Raw genomic sequence first — 15,576 nt, 5'->3', positions numbered from 1 at the left:
GCCGCGTCGACGCTCTGGCACCGGCGCGGCTATAGTCAGGGTATGCACGACGACGCCACCACCATTGTCCCGTTCCGGGGCGGCGCGCTGGAGCGCGCTGCCTGGGACCGGCTGTGGGACGCTGCCGACAGCGGCTGCGTGCGCCGGGCGCTGGGCGAGCGGCGGGTTCGCTATCACCGCCGGGTTGAGCAGGAGATGGCGGCTTTCGCGCGCCTCGGATTGGAGCCTGGCGTACTCCTGGAGCTTTCCTGGGTGGTTCAGGACCTGGCGGCCCGCGGCGTCACCTTCGGCGCGGGCTACGGCCCGCAGAGCGGCTCCCTGCTGCTCAACCTGCTCGGTCTCAACGGGATCGACCCCATCGATCACGGGCTGCCGTTCCTCGGTTTCGGGCGCGAGCTGGAGGCGCGGCGCCTGCACTTGCGCGTGGCCAGCCGTGCCGAGCAGGCCGAGCTGACCTCGGCACTGCGCCGCGGTGGCCCGGCGCCGGCCGACGCGCCCGAGCAGGGGATCGAGGTCGTGGTCGGTCATGAGCCGACACTGGCGCTGACGCGCGAGATGGCCCGCCTGGCGCGGGCGCTGAACGGCGGGCGTGACTGCGATCCTTTGCGCTGGGCCTACCCGTGGGATGACCCGGACACGCTGCGTCTGATCGCTCGGGGCGAGACCGCCGGCATCCCCTTGCTGGAGGGGGCGGAGCTGCAGGCGCGCCTGCGCGAGGCGGCGCCGCGCAGTCTGGAGGAGGTGACGCAGGTCGTGGTGGTCGCCCGGGACGGGGCGCCGCAGGGCCTGACGGAGCGTTACCGGGCGGCGCGCACCGGCGCCACCCGCCCGCCGCTGCCCCACCCGGAGCTGGAGGACATCCTCAACCCGACGGCCAACGTCTGGCTCTATCGCGAGCAGGTCATCGTGGCGCTGGCGCGGTTGCTCGGTTGCGAGCTGGCCGAGGCCGTGACGCTTGCACAGCGGCTGAGCGAGGAGGGGGCCGACGCTCATGAGGGTGAGTTGTCGCGCCAGCTGGGCGAGCGCATAGCCACCCAATGTCAGCTGCCTCACGCCCGGGGGCTCTACCTGCTGCGCACGCTCCGTCAGGCACTGGCCCAGGTAGTCGATCGTGCGGCGGCGTTGATCGAGATCACCGAGGCCTACCGCCAGGCGTACTACCGGGCGCGCTATCCTGCGGTGTTCCAGGCGGCGCGTCTGAACCGGGCGCTGCAGCGGATTACCCCCCGCAACGGCGTCCGCTACGGCGCCGGTGGAGGGCCGGAAGGGGTGGCTTGCCCCCATCGCGAGGCACTCGTCGATCTGTGCCGGGAGGCGCTTAGTGACGGGGTGATCGTACTACCGCCGGATATTAACCGCAGCGACTGGGGGTTTCGCCCCCTGGACCGGGATACGGTCCTCTTCGGCCTTGGGGCCGTTGCGCAGATCGATCGGCAGACCGCCGAGCGTCTGGTGCTTCGCCGCCGGGGCGGCGAGTACCGCAGCGTGATGGACCTCATCATCCGCGGTTTCGGGGGTACGGCGCCGGCGCAGCAGATTGAGCCGCTGATCTTCTCCGGTGCATTGGATCCGTTCGGCCGGGATCGCTGGCGGTTGCGCAGGGAACTGGACGAGGCGCGGGTCGGCCGGGGGTGGCAATACGCCGCGGATGGGTGGGCAAGCTCCTCTGTGCCGGGCGGTTTGGATGCTTGGGGGGGTGTCGACCCCGGGGAGGGGTGGGCCTTCCAGCGCGAACTCGACGTGCTCGCCTGTGTCCCGTCACGTCAGTACTTCCCGGAAGCCGCGTCGGCCGAGCAGCGCCTGCGTCCGGTCCGGTGACCCTGCGGGGCCGGGGCTTGAATTCGCCGCCGATCTCGCGCACAGTATGCCCACGCTAACGGCCGACGCGGTCGTATAGGCATGTAAAGGAAGGTGCCGAGACCCGGAGTCGCTCGACGGCCCGCGGCTGGCTCGGCATCGTCAAATGGGCCTAGGCCCCTGTCCGAGACACGCCCCGCACGGTGCGCGGGCGCATGCCGCACAAGAACCATCGGAAGCAGTAGAGAGGCGAACAATTCGCAACCTGCCCAAGCGGTGGCGGTGACGTGGAAGTCTCCGATCCGAAGCGGGGCACTGTATCCATGGCGCGCGTGCGCCGATAGGGAAGATCGCCAGACAGAGGTGACCTATGAGTGTTCAGACTGAGCAGGACTTCGGGGCGGACCCGACCCAGGTGCGGGACACCGACCACTACACGGAGGAGTACGTCGACGGGTTCGTGGACAAGTGGGACGACCTGATCGACTGGGACAGTCGGGCCCAGAGCGAGGGTGACTTCTTCATCCAAGAGCTCAAGAAACGGGGTGCCAAGCGGGTACTCGACGTCGCAACCGGCACGGGTTTTCACTCGGTTCGTCTGCGCGAGGCCGGTTTCGAGGTCGTGAGTGCCGATGGTAGCGCGGAGATGCTGGCCAAGGCCTTCGAGAATGGGCGAAAACGTGGCCATATTCTGCGCACCGTCCAGGTCGACTGGCGGTGGCTGAACCAAGACATCCACGGTCGCTACGACGCCATCATCTGCCTCGGCAACTCCTTTACCCACCTATTCAACGAACGCGACCGCCGCAAGACCCTCGCCGAGTTCTACTCCGCCCTCAACCACGACGGTGTCCTGATCCTGGACCAGCGCAACTACGACGGCATCCTGGATCACGGCTACGACTCCAGCCACACCTACTACTACTGCGGAGACGACGTCTCGGTCTATCCCGAGCACGTGGACGACGGGCTGGCGCGGTTTAAGTACGCGTTCTCCGATGGGTCGACCTATTTCCTGAACATGTTCCCGCTGCGCAAGGAGTACACGCGGCGGCTGATGCGGGAGGTCGGCTTCCAGAAAATCGAGACCTACGGCGACTTCAAGGAGACCTATCGGGACGCCGATCCGGACTTCTTCATCCATGTCGCCGAGAAGGCCTATCGGGAGGAGGAATAACCTGATGAGTCAGTATGACGACGAGGCCATCGAGGTGGCCCGCCAATATTACAACAGTCGCGATGCGGACAACTTCTACTTCCACATCTGGGGTGGTGAGGATCTGCACGTCGGCATCTATCATGACGAGGACGAGCCGATCTTCGACGCCAGTCGTCGGACCGTCGAGCGCATGGCCTCGAAGCTGAGCAACCTGAGCGCCGACAGCTACGTGCTGGACGTGGGCGCCGGTTATGGCGGCGTGGCGCGCTACCTGGCGCATACCTACGGCTGCCGTGTGGTCGCCCTGAACCTCTCCGAGCGCGAGAACGAGCGCGACCGGCAGATGAACAAGGAGCAGGGCGTCGATCACCTGATCGAGGTGGTCGATGGTGCCTTTGAGGACATCCCGTTCGACGCCGAGACCTTCGACATCGTCTGGTGCCAGGACTCGTTCCTGCACAGTGGTGATCGCCCCCGGGTGATGAGCGAGGTGACCCGTGTGCTCAAGAAGGGCGGCGAGTTCATCTTCACCGACCCGATGCAGGCCGACGACTGCCCCGAGGGCGTCATTCAGCCGATCCTGGACCGGATCCACCTCTCCACCATGGGCACGCCGAGCTTCTACCGCGACGAGCTGAAGAAGAACGGCATGACGGAGCTGGAGTTCGAGGACAACACGCCCCAGCTTCCGCGCCACTACGGCCGTGTCCACAAGGAACTGGAGCGGCGCGGGCACGAGCTCGACGGCATCGTCTCCGACGATTACGTCGCCCGCATGAAGAAGGGTCTGCAGCACTGGGTCGAGGGTGGCAACAACGGCTACCTGACCTGGGGCATCTTCCACTTCCGGAAGGACTGATCCCGCGCACTTATCCATTTCTCCCGGGCCGCGCGCGGCTGCGGCCGCGCCGCCGGGTTTGTATAACCTGAGAATCCTTAGCGAGAAGGAGTAACCATGAGCAAGCGCTACCTCTTTACGTCTGAGTCGGTGTCCGAGGGCCATCCGGACAAGATGGCCGATGCCATCTCCGATGCCCTGCTGGACGAGTTCCTGCGCCAGGACCCGAAGTCCCGCGTCGCCGCCGAGACCATGATCCAGACCGGCATGGTCGTCGTTGCCGGCGAGATCAAGACCACGGCCAAGATCAACGTCGAGCCGCTGGTCCGCGACGTGGTCCGGGAGATCGGCTACACCAGCTCGGACATGGGCTTCGACGCCGACACCTGCGCGGTCCTGAACGCGCTGGGCGAGCAGTCGCCCGACATCAACCAGGGCGTCGATCGCGAGAAGGAAGAGGAGCAGGGCGCTGGCGACCAGGGCCTGATGTTTGGCTACGCCACCAATGAGACCGACGTGCTCATGCCGGCGGCCATTCACTACTCCCATCTGCTGGTCAAGCGCCAGGCCGAGGTGCGCAAGAACGGCAAGCTGCCGTGGCTGCGCCCGGACGCCAAGAGTCAGGTCACCTTCCAGTACGAAGGCGACAAGATCGTTGGCTGCGATGCGGTGGTGCTCTCCACCCAGCACGACGAGACTGTGGACCAGAAGACCGTCCACGAGGGCGTGATGGAGGAGATCATCAAGCCCGTGCTCGGCAGCACCGGCTGGCTGACCAACGACACCAAGTACCACATCAACCCGACCGGGCGCTTTGTTACGGGCGGCCCGCTGGGTGACTGCGGCCTGACCGGCCGGAAGATCATCGTCGACACCTACGGCGGCATGGGTCGCCACGGTGGTGGCGCCTTCTCGGGCAAGGACCCGTCCAAGGTCGACCGTTCGGCCGCCTACGTCGGCCGCTATGTGGCGAAGAACGTCGTCGCCGCCGGCCTGGCCGATCGTTGCGAGGTGCAGCTCTCCTACGCCATCGGCGTCGCCGAGCCGACCTCCGTCAACGTCGAGACCTTCGGTACCGGCAAGGTCGACGAGGAAGTGATCAACAAGCTGGTCCGCGAGAACTTCGACCTGCGTCCGTACGGCATCCTCAAGATGCTGGGTCTGGAGCAGCCGATCTACCGCCCGACCGCCGCTTACGGCCACTTCGGCCGCGAGGACATCGACGTGCCGTGGGAGCGCACCGACCGTGCTGCTGCCCTCAAGGACGCCGCTGGCCTCAAGTAACTGAATACGCAAGGAGTAACTCGATAGCATGAGTAATCAAGACTACAAGGTTGCCGATATCTCCCTGGCCGACTGGGGCCGCAAGGAGATCAAGATCGCCGAGAGCGAGATGCCGGGTCTGATGGAGACCCGGCGCGAGTTCGCCGCGCAGAAGCCCCTCAAGGGTGCGCGCATCGCCGGCTGCCTGCACATGACCATCCAGACCGCGGTTCTGATCGAGACCCTGCAGGAGCTGGGGGCCGAGGTTCGCTGGTCCTCCTGCAACATCTTCTCCACTCAGGACCAGGCGGCCGCTGCCGTTGCGGCCAACGGCACCCCGGTCTTCGCCTGGAAGGGCGAGACCGAGGAGGAGTACTGGTGGTGCATCGAGCAGACCATCAACGGTCCGGACGGCTGGAAGCCGAACATGCTGCTGGACGACGGTGGTGACCTGACCGCCGTGATCCACGAGCAGTACCCGGACATGATGAAGGACATCTACGGTGTCTCCGAGGAGACCACTACCGGCGTGCACCGTCTCTACGAGATGAGCCGCAAGGGCGAGCTCGGCATGCCGGCGTTCAACGTCAACGACTCGGTCACCAAGTCGAAGTTCGACAACCTCTACGGCTGCCGTGAGTCGCTGGTCGACAGCATCAAGCGCGCCACCGACGTCATGATCGCCGGCAAGGTGGCTGTCGTGGCCGGCTTCGGCGACGTCGGCAAGGGCTCGGCGCAGTCGCTGCGTGGCCTGGGCGCCCAGGTGTGGGTCACCGAGGTCGACCCGATCTGTGCCCTGCAGGCCTCCATGGACGGCTACAAGGTCGTCACCATGGAAGAGGCCGCCCCGGTGGCCGACATCTTCGTCACCGCCACGGGCAACTACAATGTGATCACCCACGATCACATGAAGGCGATGAAGGACGAGGCCATCGTCTGCAATATCGGCCACTTCGACAACGAGATCGACGTGGCGAGCCTGAAGCAGTACAAGTGGGACGAGATCAAGCCGCAGGTCGACCACATCGAGTTCCCGGACGGCAAGAAGATCACCCTGCTCGCCGAGGGCCGTCTGGTGAACCTGGGCTGCGCCACCGGCCACCCGTCCTTCGTGATGTCCAACTCGTTCACCAACCAGGTCATGGCTCAGATGGAGCTCTACAACAACCCTGGCAAGTACGAGAAGGACGTCTACGTGCTGCCCAAGCACCTGGACGAGAAGGTTGCGGCGCTGCACCTGGGCCGCGTCGGCGCCAACCTGACCCGTCTCAGAGAGGAGCAGGCCGAGTACATCGGCGTCTCCGTGGATGGGCCGTTCAAGCCGGAGTGGTACCGCTACTAAGCCGGTAAGCCACTACGGCTTGACCGACAGACCCGGGGGCTGCCCAGCAGCCCCCGGGGTCTCGGTTGAGCGCCCAGAGCGTTCAGCGTTCAGCGTTCGGGCCAAGCGGTCCGAACGCTGAACACTGAGCACTGAACGCTTCGAGTCAATCGGAGGGGTTCAATGGAAAGTCAAAAGAAACACCCCCGCGTCTTCAGTTTCGAGTTCTTCCCGCCCAAGACGGACGAGGGGGCCGAGAACCTGAAGGCCACGCGGGAGCGCTTGGAGCGGCTGAACCCGGCCTACTTTTCGGTGACGTTCGGCGCCGGGGGGTCGACCCAGGATCGCACCTTCGAGACGGTCATCGACATCCAGCGCAGCAGCACCGCCGACGCGGCGCCCCACCTGTCGTGCATCGACGCCAGTCGGGATCGGCTCAAGCAGATGATCCTCGACTACAAGGAGCAGGGTGTGAAGTACATCGTTGCCCTGCGCGGCGATCGGCCGTCCGGCTCCGGATCCATGGGCCAGGGCGAGCTGAGTTACGCCAACGAGCTCGTCGAGCTCATCCGCGAGGTCACCGGTGACCACTTCTACATCGAGGTGGGTGCCTATCCGGAGTTCCACCCGGAGGCCCCGGACGCCCTGACCGATATTGAGAACTTCGTCCGCAAGGCCAAGGCCGGCGCAGACTCGGCAATCACGCAGTTCTTCTACAACGCGGATTGCTACTACCGCTTTGTCGAAGATTGCGAGAAGCGCGGGGTGGACATCCCGATCGTCCCCGGCATCATGCCGCTGATGAACTTCGAGCAGCAGGCGCGTTTCGCCGCGGCCTGCAAGGCCGATATGCCGCGCTGGCTGGCACAGCGGATGGAGGCCTGGAAGGATGACCCGCAGTCGCGGATGGAGTACGGCATCGACGTCGTGACGCGGCTGTGCGAGGACCTGCTGGACAACGGTGCGCCCGGTATCCACTTCTACGCCCTGAACAAGGCGCCGGTGGTCGAGCGCATCTGGCACAACCTCGGGCTGTCGGAGCAGACCGGCGGCGAGGTGCGCAAGCCGGACGAGGTCGAGGTGCCGGCGCAGCCCTGAGACCGGCGCTGCACCAGAATCGGCCGGAACGAGACCCCCGCCGGGCAGGTGCCTGGCGGGGGTCTTTTGCAATGGGCTGGGGCCGATGGGTCGGTTTTAGAGGTTCTCCTCCAGCCATTCCAGCTCCTGCCAGAGCTGCGCCGGGAGCCGGTCGCCGAACTGCGCGTAGTGATCGCGGATAAGCTCGATCTCCCGCCGCCAGCCCGGGGCGTCCACCTCCAGCAGGTCGGTGAGGGTCTCCGGGCCGATCTCCAGGTCGCTGAGGTCGACGTCGCCGGGGCGAGGCAGCCGCCCGATCGGGCTCTCGAGGGCGTCGATCTCGCCTCGGTTGCGCTGGAAGATCCACTTCAGGACCCGGGCGTTATCGGAGAAGCCCGGCCAGATGAAGCGGCCGTTGTCGTCCTTGCGGAACCAGTTGACGTGATAGATCGTCGGTAGCTGGCGTCCCGACTGCTCGCCCAGCCGGAGCCAGTGGGCGAAGTAGTCAGCCATGTTGTAGCCGCAGAACGGCAGCATGGCCATGGGATCGCGGCGCAGGGCCCCCAGATTGCCGGTGGCAGCGGCGGTCTTCTCGCTGCCCATGACCGAGCCGAGGAAGACCCCGTGCTGCCAGTCTCGCGCCTCCTGGACCAGGGGGATGGTCTCGCCCCGGCGGCCACCGAAGATGATGGCGTCGATGGGCACACCCGCCGGGTCGTTCCACTCGGGGGCGATCGCCGGGCACTGGTGGGCCGGGGCCGTGAAGCGGGCGTTGGGATGGGCTGCCGGCTCGCCGCTGTTCGGCGTCCACGGGCGTCCTTTCCAGTCGGTGAGTTCGGCCGGCGGCTCGTCGGTCATCTCTTCCCACCAGACGTCGCCCTCGGGCGTTCCGGCGACGTTGGTAAAGATGACGTTGCCGTGGAGGGCCTCCATGGCGTTGGCGTTGGACTTGTACGAGGTGCCCGGCGCCACCCCGAAGAAGCCGGCTTCGGGGTTGATGGCGTAGAGGCGCCCGTCAGAGCCGAACTTCATCCAGGCGATGTCGTCGCCGATGGTCTCGACCTTCCAGCCCGGCATGGGCGGCCGCAGCATGGCCAGGTTGGTCTTGCCGCAGGCCGACGGGAATGCCCCGGCCATGTACTGGACGTCGCCATCGGGGCTGGTGAGCTTGAGGATCAGCATGTGCTCGGCCAGCCAGCCCTCGTCCCGGGCCATGGCCGAGGCGATGCGCAGGGCGAAGCACTTCTTGCCGAGTAGCGCGTTGCCGCCGTAGCCCGAGCCGTAGGACCAGATCTCCCGGGACTCGGGGAAGTGGACGATGTAACGGTTGTCCGGATCGCAGGGCCAGGGCACGCCGGGGTCGCCGTCACGCAGCGGATAGCCCACGGAGTGGAGGCAGGGGACGAAGCGTCCGTCACGGCCGAGGACGTCGAGCACCGGCTGACCTACACGGGTCATGATGTGCATGTTGGCCACGACGTAGGGCGAGTCGGTGAGCTGGACGCCGATGTGCGCGATCGGCGAGCCCACCGGCCCCATCGAGAAGGGAATCACGAAGAGGGTGCGGCCCTCCATGCAGCCGTCGAACAGGCCGCGGAGGTGGCTGCGCATCTCCTCCGGGTCGGCCCAGTTGTTGGTGGGGCCGACGTCGTCGGGATCGGTCGAGCAGATGAACGTGCTGTCTTCAACCCGAGCCACATCGGCCGGGTCCGAGCGAATGAGCAGGCTGTTGGGGCGTAGCTCGGGGTTGAGCCACTGGGCGGTTCCGTCGGCGACCATGAGCTGGCACATGGCCTGGTACTCGTCCCTTGAACCGTCACACCAGTGGACGTTGCTCGGTCGGCACAGCTGGCGGATCTCCTCGACCCAACGAAGCAGCTGTTGGTGTTCCGTCATGGTTCCTCCCGTGGGGCACGGCGTCGGTTTTAGCAACGACCTATCAATGAACATGATGGGTCATGGTTTCGCGATTGTTAAGTCGCAGCCTACCACGGTGTCCGCGTTTGCGGCCTGAACGGGGTGCGTTATGGTTACGGCATGAGCCAAAGACGGAACACCACCGCCGGGATGCCTATCCACCCGGGCGAGGTGCTGCTCGAGCAGTTCCTCGAGCCGGCCGGGTTGTCCCAGTACAAGCTGGCCCGCGCCATCGGCGTGCCGCCCCGGCGCATCAATGAACTGGTATTGGGCAAGCGCGGCATCTCAGCGGATACCGCGCTGCGTCTGGCCCGTTTTTTCGGCACTGCGCCGGAACTGTGGCTGCAGCTGCAGAATCAGTACGACCTGGATCGTGCGCAGATCGTTTTGCAGGGCAAGTTGGAGACGATCCAGCCGCTGGCTACCAGGGAAGGATCTCCCGGTTAGGGGCGTGCCAGAAGCGCCCCGAGTCCTCCAGGCTGACGTGGTCCATCCGGTCGATCAGCCCGGCAGCGGACTCCGGCGGGTCGATTAGGCCGTTTTGGCTGGTCATGTCCGTGCGCACCCAGCCGGGGTGTAGCAGGGCCACGGCGATCCCGCGCGGGCGTAGGTCGTGGGCCAGCGAAACGGCCGCCATGTTCACCGCGGCTTTCGACATCCTGTATCCGTAGCTATTGCCAGAGGTGTTGTCGCCGATCGAGCCCATGCGACTGGTGACGATCCCCAGTTTACCGCCGTCGCTGAGCAGGGGATGGAGAGCTTCCGCGGCCATCAGCGGGCCGAGGGCGTTGGTCTCGAACTGGGCGCGGATACCCGCCACTGCGGCCTCGTCGAGGGCGCCCAGGCGCTGGACCCGCATCAGCCCGGAGACCACCAGGACCCATTCCAGGGGTTGCCCGGACAGTTGGTCGGCCAGGGCATCGAGCGTGTCGTGCCGGGTGATGTCCACTCCTTCGTGGACCTGGGCGCCGGTGTTGCGCAACTCCTCCGAGGCGCTGCGCGCGGTAGCGATTACGTGGTCGCCGCGCGCACAAAGCTGCCGCGTGGTCTCCAGGCCGATGCCTCGGTTGGCGCCTAGGATCAATTTCGCCATTATGCTGCCTCCTAGTGGTGATCGCCCTCGGCGCGGCGCCAGAGCAGGTGGAGGATCGGGGCGGTATCGCCGCCACTCCCCCGCTCCTGCCAGAGGTCGCCGGCGGCCGCGGCGGTGGCCATCCAGCTCGCCACACAGCGGGCCTCGTCCGGACCGCCGGGATGCCCCCGGTAGGCGATGACGCTGATCAGGCCGCCGGGCCTGAGCAGTTGCCGGGCGGCGTCCAGTGCCGGCCTGGTCCGCTCCGGGTGCGTCGTGACGCTTCGGTCGCCTCCGGGCAGGTAGCCGAGGTTGAACATGACGGTATCGACGCTGCCGTGCCAGTCCGGCGGCGTCAAGCCGGCCAGGTGCCGATGATCGGCCTGGACCAGGTGGCAGGCGGGCAGGTGTCCGCGTGCTGCTAGGCGAGCCCGCGTATTCTGCAGGGCGTCCCACTGCAGATCGATGACCAGGATACTGCCTCCGGGGTTGGTCTGGGCGGCCAGGAAGCAGGCATCGTGGCCGTTGCCGGCCGTGGCGTCGACCGCGCGGCCGCCACGGCCCAGCACCTGGGCCACGTGGCGGTGAGCGGTCTGCGTCAGGGGTTCGCTCATTCCGGGCGAGCGGGTGCCAGGCAACCCTCGGGCAGTGGTGCGTCCTCGAGCAGGTGCTCGGCCAGCCGCTCGGCTAGGTAGGGGGCCTGGAGCATGGCGCGGGCGCCGAGGCCGTTGAGTACGGCGGCCGGTCGGCCGGGGATTCGGCCGAGCACCGGGCAGCGCTGCGGGGTGGCCGGTCGGGTGCCGGCCCGATGCTCGACGACCTCCATCCGTGGCGGCCGAGAAAGCAAACGGGGGAGCTGGCCGAGCAGGGTTTCGCGACCGGACTCGGTGGCTGCGGCAGGGGTGTCGGGCTTGCCGTAGGTGGCGCCGAGCCGGAAGACGCCGCGCTGTCCGGGCTGCGGTGCCAGGTAGCCAGCTCGGCCATGGTAGATGTGGTTGGGGATCGGGTGCGTGGGGCGCACGGTGAGCACCTCGCCGGGGACGCACTGCAGACCGACGCCGGCCAGCCAAGGGTTGTCCGAGCCGCTGGGGCCGTCGCAGAAGACCACCTCACGGTAGCGCTGGCCCTGCCAGGTGACTCCATCGGCATCGGTTCGGAGCTCCTCGGTCGTTACCATCCCGTCGCGCAGCGAGTCCCGATCGCGCAGATAGTCGGCGACGTGACCGAGCAGCGCCGGGACGTTGACCTGCCCACCGCGGATCTCGAACCCGCCCCAGGGGTCGGCCAGAACGCCATCGTGATCGCCGGGTGAGAACTGCCGCCCGAGCCAGCGGGCAAATGCCGGGTCGAGGCTGCGCTTCTGGAATTGCCGCAGTTCTTCGCGGCCGCCGGCCATGTGCAGGATGTCGTGGGACTGCAGCAGACGCTGCCCGAAGCACCGCTCCAGGCTGCGATAGCGCCGCCACGAGCCGGCGGCGGTCTCCGCGCCGCTAGGGGGGAAGGTCAGGCGCGGACCGGCGATCGGTGTGGCCAGTCCCGGGGTGACCCGCGAGGGGGCGTCGGTCTTGCCGTCATCCACCACAGTCACCGCCGCTCCGCGTTCGAGCAGACTCAGGGCGACCAGGCTGCCGGCGAGGCCCTGGCCGACGATCAGGAAGGGGGGTTGGCTCATTGGGGACTCCTCACAGCGGTCACAGGTTGATGTTGCGGTCTTCGATCTCCGGCAGAGCAGGGCGCTCGCCACGGGCGCAGCCACGCAGCCATTCGATCTCGCGCGCCCAGCCCTCGGGGCCGGCGGGCGTCTCGAGCAGTTGTGGCAGGGCGCGGGTGCGGGCGTCGGTGACCGCGCGCTCAAAGGCGTCGGGGCCGATCTCGCCACGGCCGATAAGCGCGTGCCGATCCTTGCGACTGCCGCAGGGTGGGCGCGAGTCGTTCAGGTGCAGCGCGACCAGCCGGCGCAGGCCGATATGGGTGTCGAAGGCTGCCCACATGGCCTCCCAGCCCGTAGCGGTATGCAGCTCGTAGCCGGCGGCAAAGGCGTGTGCGGTGTCGATGCAGACCCCGAAGCGTTCCGGGGTCTCCAGCCGTTCCAGGATGGCGGCCAGCTCGGCGAAGTCGGCGCCCACGGTGGTGCCCTGGCCGGCGACGTTCTCCAGGACGAGACAGACATCCGTTTTGTCCGGGTGGTTGCGGCAGATGGCATTGAGCGTGGCCGCAATGGCCTCGATCCCGGCCTCGGTTCCGGCCTGGAGGTGGGCACCGGGATGGAAATTGAGCAGTTCAATGCCGAGCCGGTGGCAGCGCTCGAGTTCGGCTTCCAGCGCTGCCTGCGACTTGGCGTGCTTTTCCGGATCGGTGGCAGCGAGGTTGATCAGGTAGGAGGCGTGGCTCATCACCGAACCGATGCCCTGCTCCGCCCGAACGCGTCGGAAGGCTTCGGCCTCCTCGGCAGTGATCGGCTTGACCTGCCAGCTGCGCTGGTTTCGGGTGAAGACCTGGATGCTATCGCAGCCGATCTCCCGGCCGCGTTCCGGGGCGCGCTGCGGCCCGCCGGCCGCCGAGACGTGAGCGCCGAGTTCGGGCATGGCTTGTCCTCCTCGGGAAAGGGGCGCAGTCTACTAATATTGGGGTAGGCACGCATGGGTTATGACATCAGCGCGAAGGAGGTCGCAACATGTCGAAAGTGTGGGTAGTGGCAGCCGACGCAGCCCAGGCACGGGTCTTTGCCAGCGACCAGCGCTCGGGCCAGTCCCTGCAGGAGGTCGAGACTTGGGTGAACCCGGAGCTGCGTGTACCGGCCCATGAGTTGGTGACGGACCGCCCGGGTCGGATCTCGGAGTCCGCCGGAGGTGGGCGCCATGCGATGGATCCGCCCACCGACATCAAGGAGGTGGAGTCAGATCGTTTTGCCCGTGAGCTGGTGCGATGGCTTGAGCAGGCCCATCAGCAAAAGCGTTTCGAGCATCTGGTGGTGGCGGCTGCGCCGCATTTTCTCGGACAGGTCCGGCATCACTTAGATGGTGGGCTGAAAGCGGCGATCAGCCATGAGGTGGACAAGGACATCTGCCACTTGGAGCGGCCCGAGCAAATCCGCAAACATCTGCCGGATTTCCTCTTCTGAGCAGCCGATGCCACACCCGCAGACAGCAAGGCCGCCCTTCGGGGCGGCCTTGCTGTATTCCACCGGTCCGTGGGGAAGGCCCGGCGCCCAGGTATGGTGCCGATCAGGCGCGGGCCCTCTGGCGCTGCCCATGCCCCGACGGGGCCATGCCCAGCAGGTACTGGATCGGCGGGAAGGTCGCGGCGGCCGCGGCCAGGCCGAGCCCCACGGAGATGCCGAGCAGGCCCAGATAGTCGGTGGCTCCGTACAGGTTGGCCCAGCTCGCGCCGGTGTGGGCCGGCAGCAGGAATACCGAGATGAGGGCCACGACACCGCCCACGCCCAGGGCGCTGCCCAGGGCCCGACCGAAGTTGCGGAAGCTGCTGCCTACGCGTGCGATGAGCAGGGCCAGCAGGATAAGGTCGACGATGGCCAGGATGATGATCGCGGGCAGGGTGCCCCCGAGGAACTGGATGGCCACGGTAATGGTTTCCATAATCATGCTTCTCTACCCCCTTCGCTGGTTCAGGACATGCGGCCGTGGAGCATGGCGTTGTAGGCCGGGAGCAGCAGGTGCTCCTTCATCACCCAGGCCATCCAGTGCTCGCGGTAGGGGCTGATGAAGCCGAACGAGGGCGTCATTTCCAGATCGTAGTTGAACTCCACCAGGATCGCCTGGCCGATTTCGGTAATCAGCGGGCAGGAGGTGTAGCCGTCGAACTCGGCGGTGGGCTCCCGGTCCTGGATGACGCGGATCAGGTTCTCGACCATGACCGGGGTCATGTTCTTGACCGTGGCCGAGGTCTTGCCGATCGGCACGCCGCAGCAGTCGCCGGCTCCGAAGACGTTCGGGTAGCGCTTGTGCCGGAGCGTGTACTGATCCACCTCCAACCAGCCGCCATCAGCGTAAGGGGCTTCCCGGGCCGCGAGATCGCTCTCGCGCAGCGGCTCGGGGGCGCTCATCGACGGCGGCAGGTGGATGAAGTCGTAGGACTCGGTGTACTCCCCGTCCCCGTCCGATTCGAAGGTGACCCGCTTCTGCTCCGGCTCGATGCCCTTGACCCGGTGGTGCCAGTGCACGTCGATGTCCCGCTCCTCGGGGAAGTGGCGCTTGAGGAACTCGTCGATATCCGGTTGTGAGAACAGGCCGTCGCCCGGAGCGTAGTAATGGAGGTCGGCATTGCCGCGCATGCCTCGCTGGCGCAGGCGGTGCTCGGTGATCATGCTCATCTTCAGCGGGGCGCCGGCGCACTTGATCGCCCCCGGCGGGCGGATGAACAGGCCCTTGCCGCCTTCCTGCAGGTAGTTCTCCACCGCGTTCCAGGTGGCGGACGCGTTGCCGGGGTTGTCGTAGACGCAGCCGATGCCGTGGGAGCCGATCAGGTCGGCGCTCATGCCCTCGATGCGGTCGAAGCGCAGCTCCAGACCGGTGGTCACGACCAGGTAGTCGTACTCCAAGGTCTCGCCCTCGTCGGTGACGAGGCGGTTGTTCTCCGGGTCGTACTCGGCGACCATCGCTTTGACCCAGTTGACCCCGCTGGGGACGTAACGCTCGTTACGGTCCTCGGTCTTGCTCCGAGGCCACTCGCCGGTGGCCACCAGCGTCAGTCCGGGCTGGTAGTAGTGGTCCTCGCGGCGGTCGACGAGGGTGATCTCGGCGCCGTCCAGGGCCCGGCGCAAGCGGTTGGCGGCGTTGAGCCCGCCGGCGCCGGCACCGACGATCACGATGCGGGCGTTGGTCTGAACCGCCCGGGCCGGCTCGCTGTGGAGCAGGGTGCCCGCCCCGAGGGCGCCGGCCGCGATCGCCCCGGTGCTCATCCCGGAGAGCTTGAGGAAGTCTCGCCGGCTGCAGGCCTCCACCAGGCGCTTGAGGTCGAGCCCCTCGGACCCGGATGGGGAGTGGTCGTTCATCTCGCTCCTCCTGACTGCATGCTGCAGTTGTTTTTTGTCCGCTTGTGAAGCGCCGCGGATCGGTTATATCGATCTCTCGCGATGTTTGCTCAATGTATACGAGTGGCGGGCGCTGTCAAAG

At 66.8% G+C, this 15,576-nt stretch carries 15 protein-coding genes; 8 read left to right on the top strand and 7 right to left on the bottom strand.

The genetic code is table 11. The annotated features are described in order from the left end of the window. Window positions 1-42 precede the first annotated feature (42 nt). The 6 genes from LRA98_RS04355 to metF all read left to right on the top strand — a co-directional run bounded on the left by LRA98_RS04355 (window position 43) and on the right by metF (window position 7,476). Window positions 43-1,818, top strand: a complete 1,776-nt coding sequence (locus LRA98_RS04355) for a helix-hairpin-helix domain-containing protein (protein ID WP_238632507.1) — start codon at window positions 43-45, stop codon at window positions 1,816-1,818. A 349-nt stretch (window positions 1,819-2,167) separates the two neighbouring features. Beyond that, entirely contained in the window at window positions 2,168-2,974 is an 807-nt protein-coding gene (locus tag LRA98_RS04350; RefSeq protein ID WP_201171175.1) for a glycine/sarcosine N-methyltransferase, read from the top strand. Between the two features lie 4 nt (window positions 2,975-2,978). Beyond that, complete coding sequence (locus LRA98_RS04345; RefSeq protein WP_201171173.1) at window positions 2,979-3,815, top strand: sarcosine/dimethylglycine N-methyltransferase; 837 nt, start codon at window positions 2,979-2,981, stop codon at window positions 3,813-3,815. A 96-nt stretch (window positions 3,816-3,911) separates the two neighbouring features. Further along, window positions 3,912-5,078 carry a methionine adenosyltransferase gene (metK, locus tag LRA98_RS04340; protein ID WP_201171171.1) on the top strand — a complete coding sequence of 389 codons (1,167 nt, stop codon included), beginning with the start codon at window positions 3,912-3,914 and terminating at the stop codon, window positions 5,076-5,078. Between the two features lie 28 nt (window positions 5,079-5,106). Beyond that, window positions 5,107-6,399: an adenosylhomocysteinase gene (ahcY, locus tag LRA98_RS04335; protein ID WP_201242169.1), complete on the top strand. Its 1,293-nt coding sequence runs from the start codon at window positions 5,107-5,109 to the stop codon at window positions 6,397-6,399. 162 nt (window positions 6,400-6,561) lie between these two features. Next, window positions 6,562-7,476 (top strand): methylenetetrahydrofolate reductase [NAD(P)H], encoded by a 915-nt coding sequence (gene metF, locus LRA98_RS04330; RefSeq protein ID WP_201171167.1) that lies wholly within the window; start codon window positions 6,562-6,564, stop codon window positions 7,474-7,476. Window positions 7,477-7,572: 96 nt separating this feature from the next. Here metF and LRA98_RS04325 read toward each other — a convergent pair whose 3' ends face one another. Continuing rightward, window positions 7,573-9,351, bottom strand: coding sequence for a phosphoenolpyruvate carboxykinase (GTP) (locus tag LRA98_RS04325; RefSeq protein ID WP_201171165.1), 1,779 nt, complete (start codon window positions 9,349-9,351; stop codon window positions 7,573-7,575). 141 nt (window positions 9,352-9,492) lie between these two features. Between LRA98_RS04325 and LRA98_RS04320 the strand changes: the two genes are divergently transcribed. Continuing rightward, a complete protein-coding gene (locus LRA98_RS04320) occupies window positions 9,493-9,819 on the top strand; it encodes a HigA family addiction module antitoxin (RefSeq protein WP_201171163.1) in 327 nt (108 codons plus the stop codon). On the opposite strand, the gene LRA98_RS04315 is transcribed toward LRA98_RS04320, so the two are convergent. The 4 genes from LRA98_RS04315 to LRA98_RS04300 are packed head-to-tail and all read right to left on the bottom strand — an operon-like array spanning window position 9,794 to window position 13,029. Then, entirely contained in the window at window positions 9,794-10,465 is a 672-nt protein-coding gene (locus LRA98_RS04315; RefSeq protein ID WP_238632506.1) for an SDR family oxidoreductase, read from the bottom strand. The genes LRA98_RS04320 and LRA98_RS04315 overlap by 26 nt on opposite strands. Before the next feature lie 11 nt (window positions 10,466-10,476). Then, window positions 10,477-11,058 carry a tRNA (mnm(5)s(2)U34)-methyltransferase gene (locus tag LRA98_RS04310; protein WP_201171155.1) on the bottom strand — a complete coding sequence of 194 codons (582 nt, stop codon included), beginning with the start codon at window positions 11,056-11,058 and terminating at the stop codon, window positions 10,477-10,479. Then, the gene (locus tag LRA98_RS04305) at window positions 11,055-12,116 is read right to left on the bottom strand and encodes an NAD(P)/FAD-dependent oxidoreductase (protein ID WP_201242172.1); all 1,062 of its coding nucleotides are present in this window, start codon (window positions 12,114-12,116) and stop codon (window positions 11,055-11,057) included. Before LRA98_RS04305 ends, LRA98_RS04310 begins: the two co-directional genes overlap by 4 nt. A gap of 19 nt (window positions 12,117-12,135) precedes the next feature. Next, the gene (locus LRA98_RS04300) at window positions 12,136-13,029 is read right to left on the bottom strand and encodes a deoxyribonuclease IV (RefSeq protein WP_201171153.1); all 894 of its coding nucleotides are present in this window, start codon (window positions 13,027-13,029) and stop codon (window positions 12,136-12,138) included. 89 nt (window positions 13,030-13,118) lie between these two features. On the opposite strand from LRA98_RS04300, the gene LRA98_RS04295 reads away from it, so the two are divergent. Further along, a complete protein-coding gene (locus LRA98_RS04295; protein WP_238632505.1) occupies window positions 13,119-13,565 on the top strand; it encodes a host attachment protein in 447 nt (148 codons plus the stop codon). Window positions 13,566-13,668: 103 nt separating this feature from the next. Here LRA98_RS04295 and LRA98_RS04290 read toward each other — a convergent pair whose 3' ends face one another. Further along, window positions 13,669-14,040, bottom strand: coding sequence for a hypothetical protein (locus tag LRA98_RS04290; RefSeq protein ID WP_238632504.1), 372 nt, complete (start codon window positions 14,038-14,040; stop codon window positions 13,669-13,671). Between the two features lie 29 nt (window positions 14,041-14,069). After that, window positions 14,070-15,455: an NAD(P)/FAD-dependent oxidoreductase gene (locus LRA98_RS04285; protein WP_201242174.1), complete on the bottom strand. Its 1,386-nt coding sequence runs from the start codon at window positions 15,453-15,455 to the stop codon at window positions 14,070-14,072. Window positions 15,456-15,576: the final 121 nt, after the last annotated feature.

This window comes from Halorhodospira sp. M38 (assembly GCF_022227985.1).
GTDB classification, from domain to species: domain Bacteria; phylum Pseudomonadota; class Gammaproteobacteria; order Nitrococcales; family Halorhodospiraceae; genus Halorhodospira; species Halorhodospira halophila_A.
This window is presented reverse-complemented; position numbering and strand designations above follow the sequence as displayed.

Excerpts from the sequence above, each read along its gene's own strand:
- LRA98_RS04355 (WP_238632507.1), top strand. The coding sequence starts at position 43 with ATGCACGACGACGCCACCACCATTGTCCCGTTCCGGGGCGGCGCGCTG.
- LRA98_RS04350 (WP_201171175.1), top strand. The coding sequence starts at position 2,168 with ATGAGTGTTCAGACTGAGCAGGACTTCGGGGCGGACCCGACCCAGGTG.
- LRA98_RS04345 (WP_201171173.1), top strand. The coding sequence starts at position 2,979 with ATGAGTCAGTATGACGACGAGGCCATCGAGGTGGCCCGCCAATATTAC.
- metK (WP_201171171.1), top strand. The coding sequence starts at position 3,912 with ATGAGCAAGCGCTACCTCTTTACGTCTGAGTCGGTGTCCGAGGGCCAT.
- ahcY (WP_201242169.1), top strand. The coding sequence starts at position 5,107 with ATGAGTAATCAAGACTACAAGGTTGCCGATATCTCCCTGGCCGACTGG.
- metF (WP_201171167.1), top strand. The coding sequence starts at position 6,562 with ATGGAAAGTCAAAAGAAACACCCCCGCGTCTTCAGTTTCGAGTTCTTC.
- LRA98_RS04325 (WP_201171165.1), bottom strand. The coding sequence starts at position 9,351 with ATGACGGAACACCAACAGCTGCTTCGTTGGGTCGAGGAGATCCGCCAG.
- LRA98_RS04320 (WP_201171163.1), top strand. The coding sequence starts at position 9,493 with ATGAGCCAAAGACGGAACACCACCGCCGGGATGCCTATCCACCCGGGC.
- LRA98_RS04315 (WP_238632506.1), bottom strand. The coding sequence starts at position 10,465 with ATGGCGAAATTGATCCTAGGCGCCAACCGAGGCATCGGCCTGGAGACC.
- LRA98_RS04310 (WP_201171155.1), bottom strand. The coding sequence starts at position 11,058 with ATGAGCGAACCCCTGACGCAGACCGCTCACCGCCACGTGGCCCAGGTG.
- LRA98_RS04305 (WP_201242172.1), bottom strand. The coding sequence starts at position 12,116 with ATGAGCCAACCCCCCTTCCTGATCGTCGGCCAGGGCCTCGCCGGCAGC.
- LRA98_RS04300 (WP_201171153.1), bottom strand. The coding sequence starts at position 13,029 with ATGCCCGAACTCGGCGCTCACGTCTCGGCGGCCGGCGGGCCGCAGCGC.
- LRA98_RS04295 (WP_238632505.1), top strand. The coding sequence starts at position 13,119 with ATGTCGAAAGTGTGGGTAGTGGCAGCCGACGCAGCCCAGGCACGGGTC.
- LRA98_RS04290 (WP_238632504.1), bottom strand. The coding sequence starts at position 14,040 with ATGGAAACCATTACCGTGGCCATCCAGTTCCTCGGGGGCACCCTGCCC.
- LRA98_RS04285 (WP_201242174.1), bottom strand. The coding sequence starts at position 15,455 with ATGAACGACCACTCCCCATCCGGGTCCGAGGGGCTCGACCTCAAGCGC.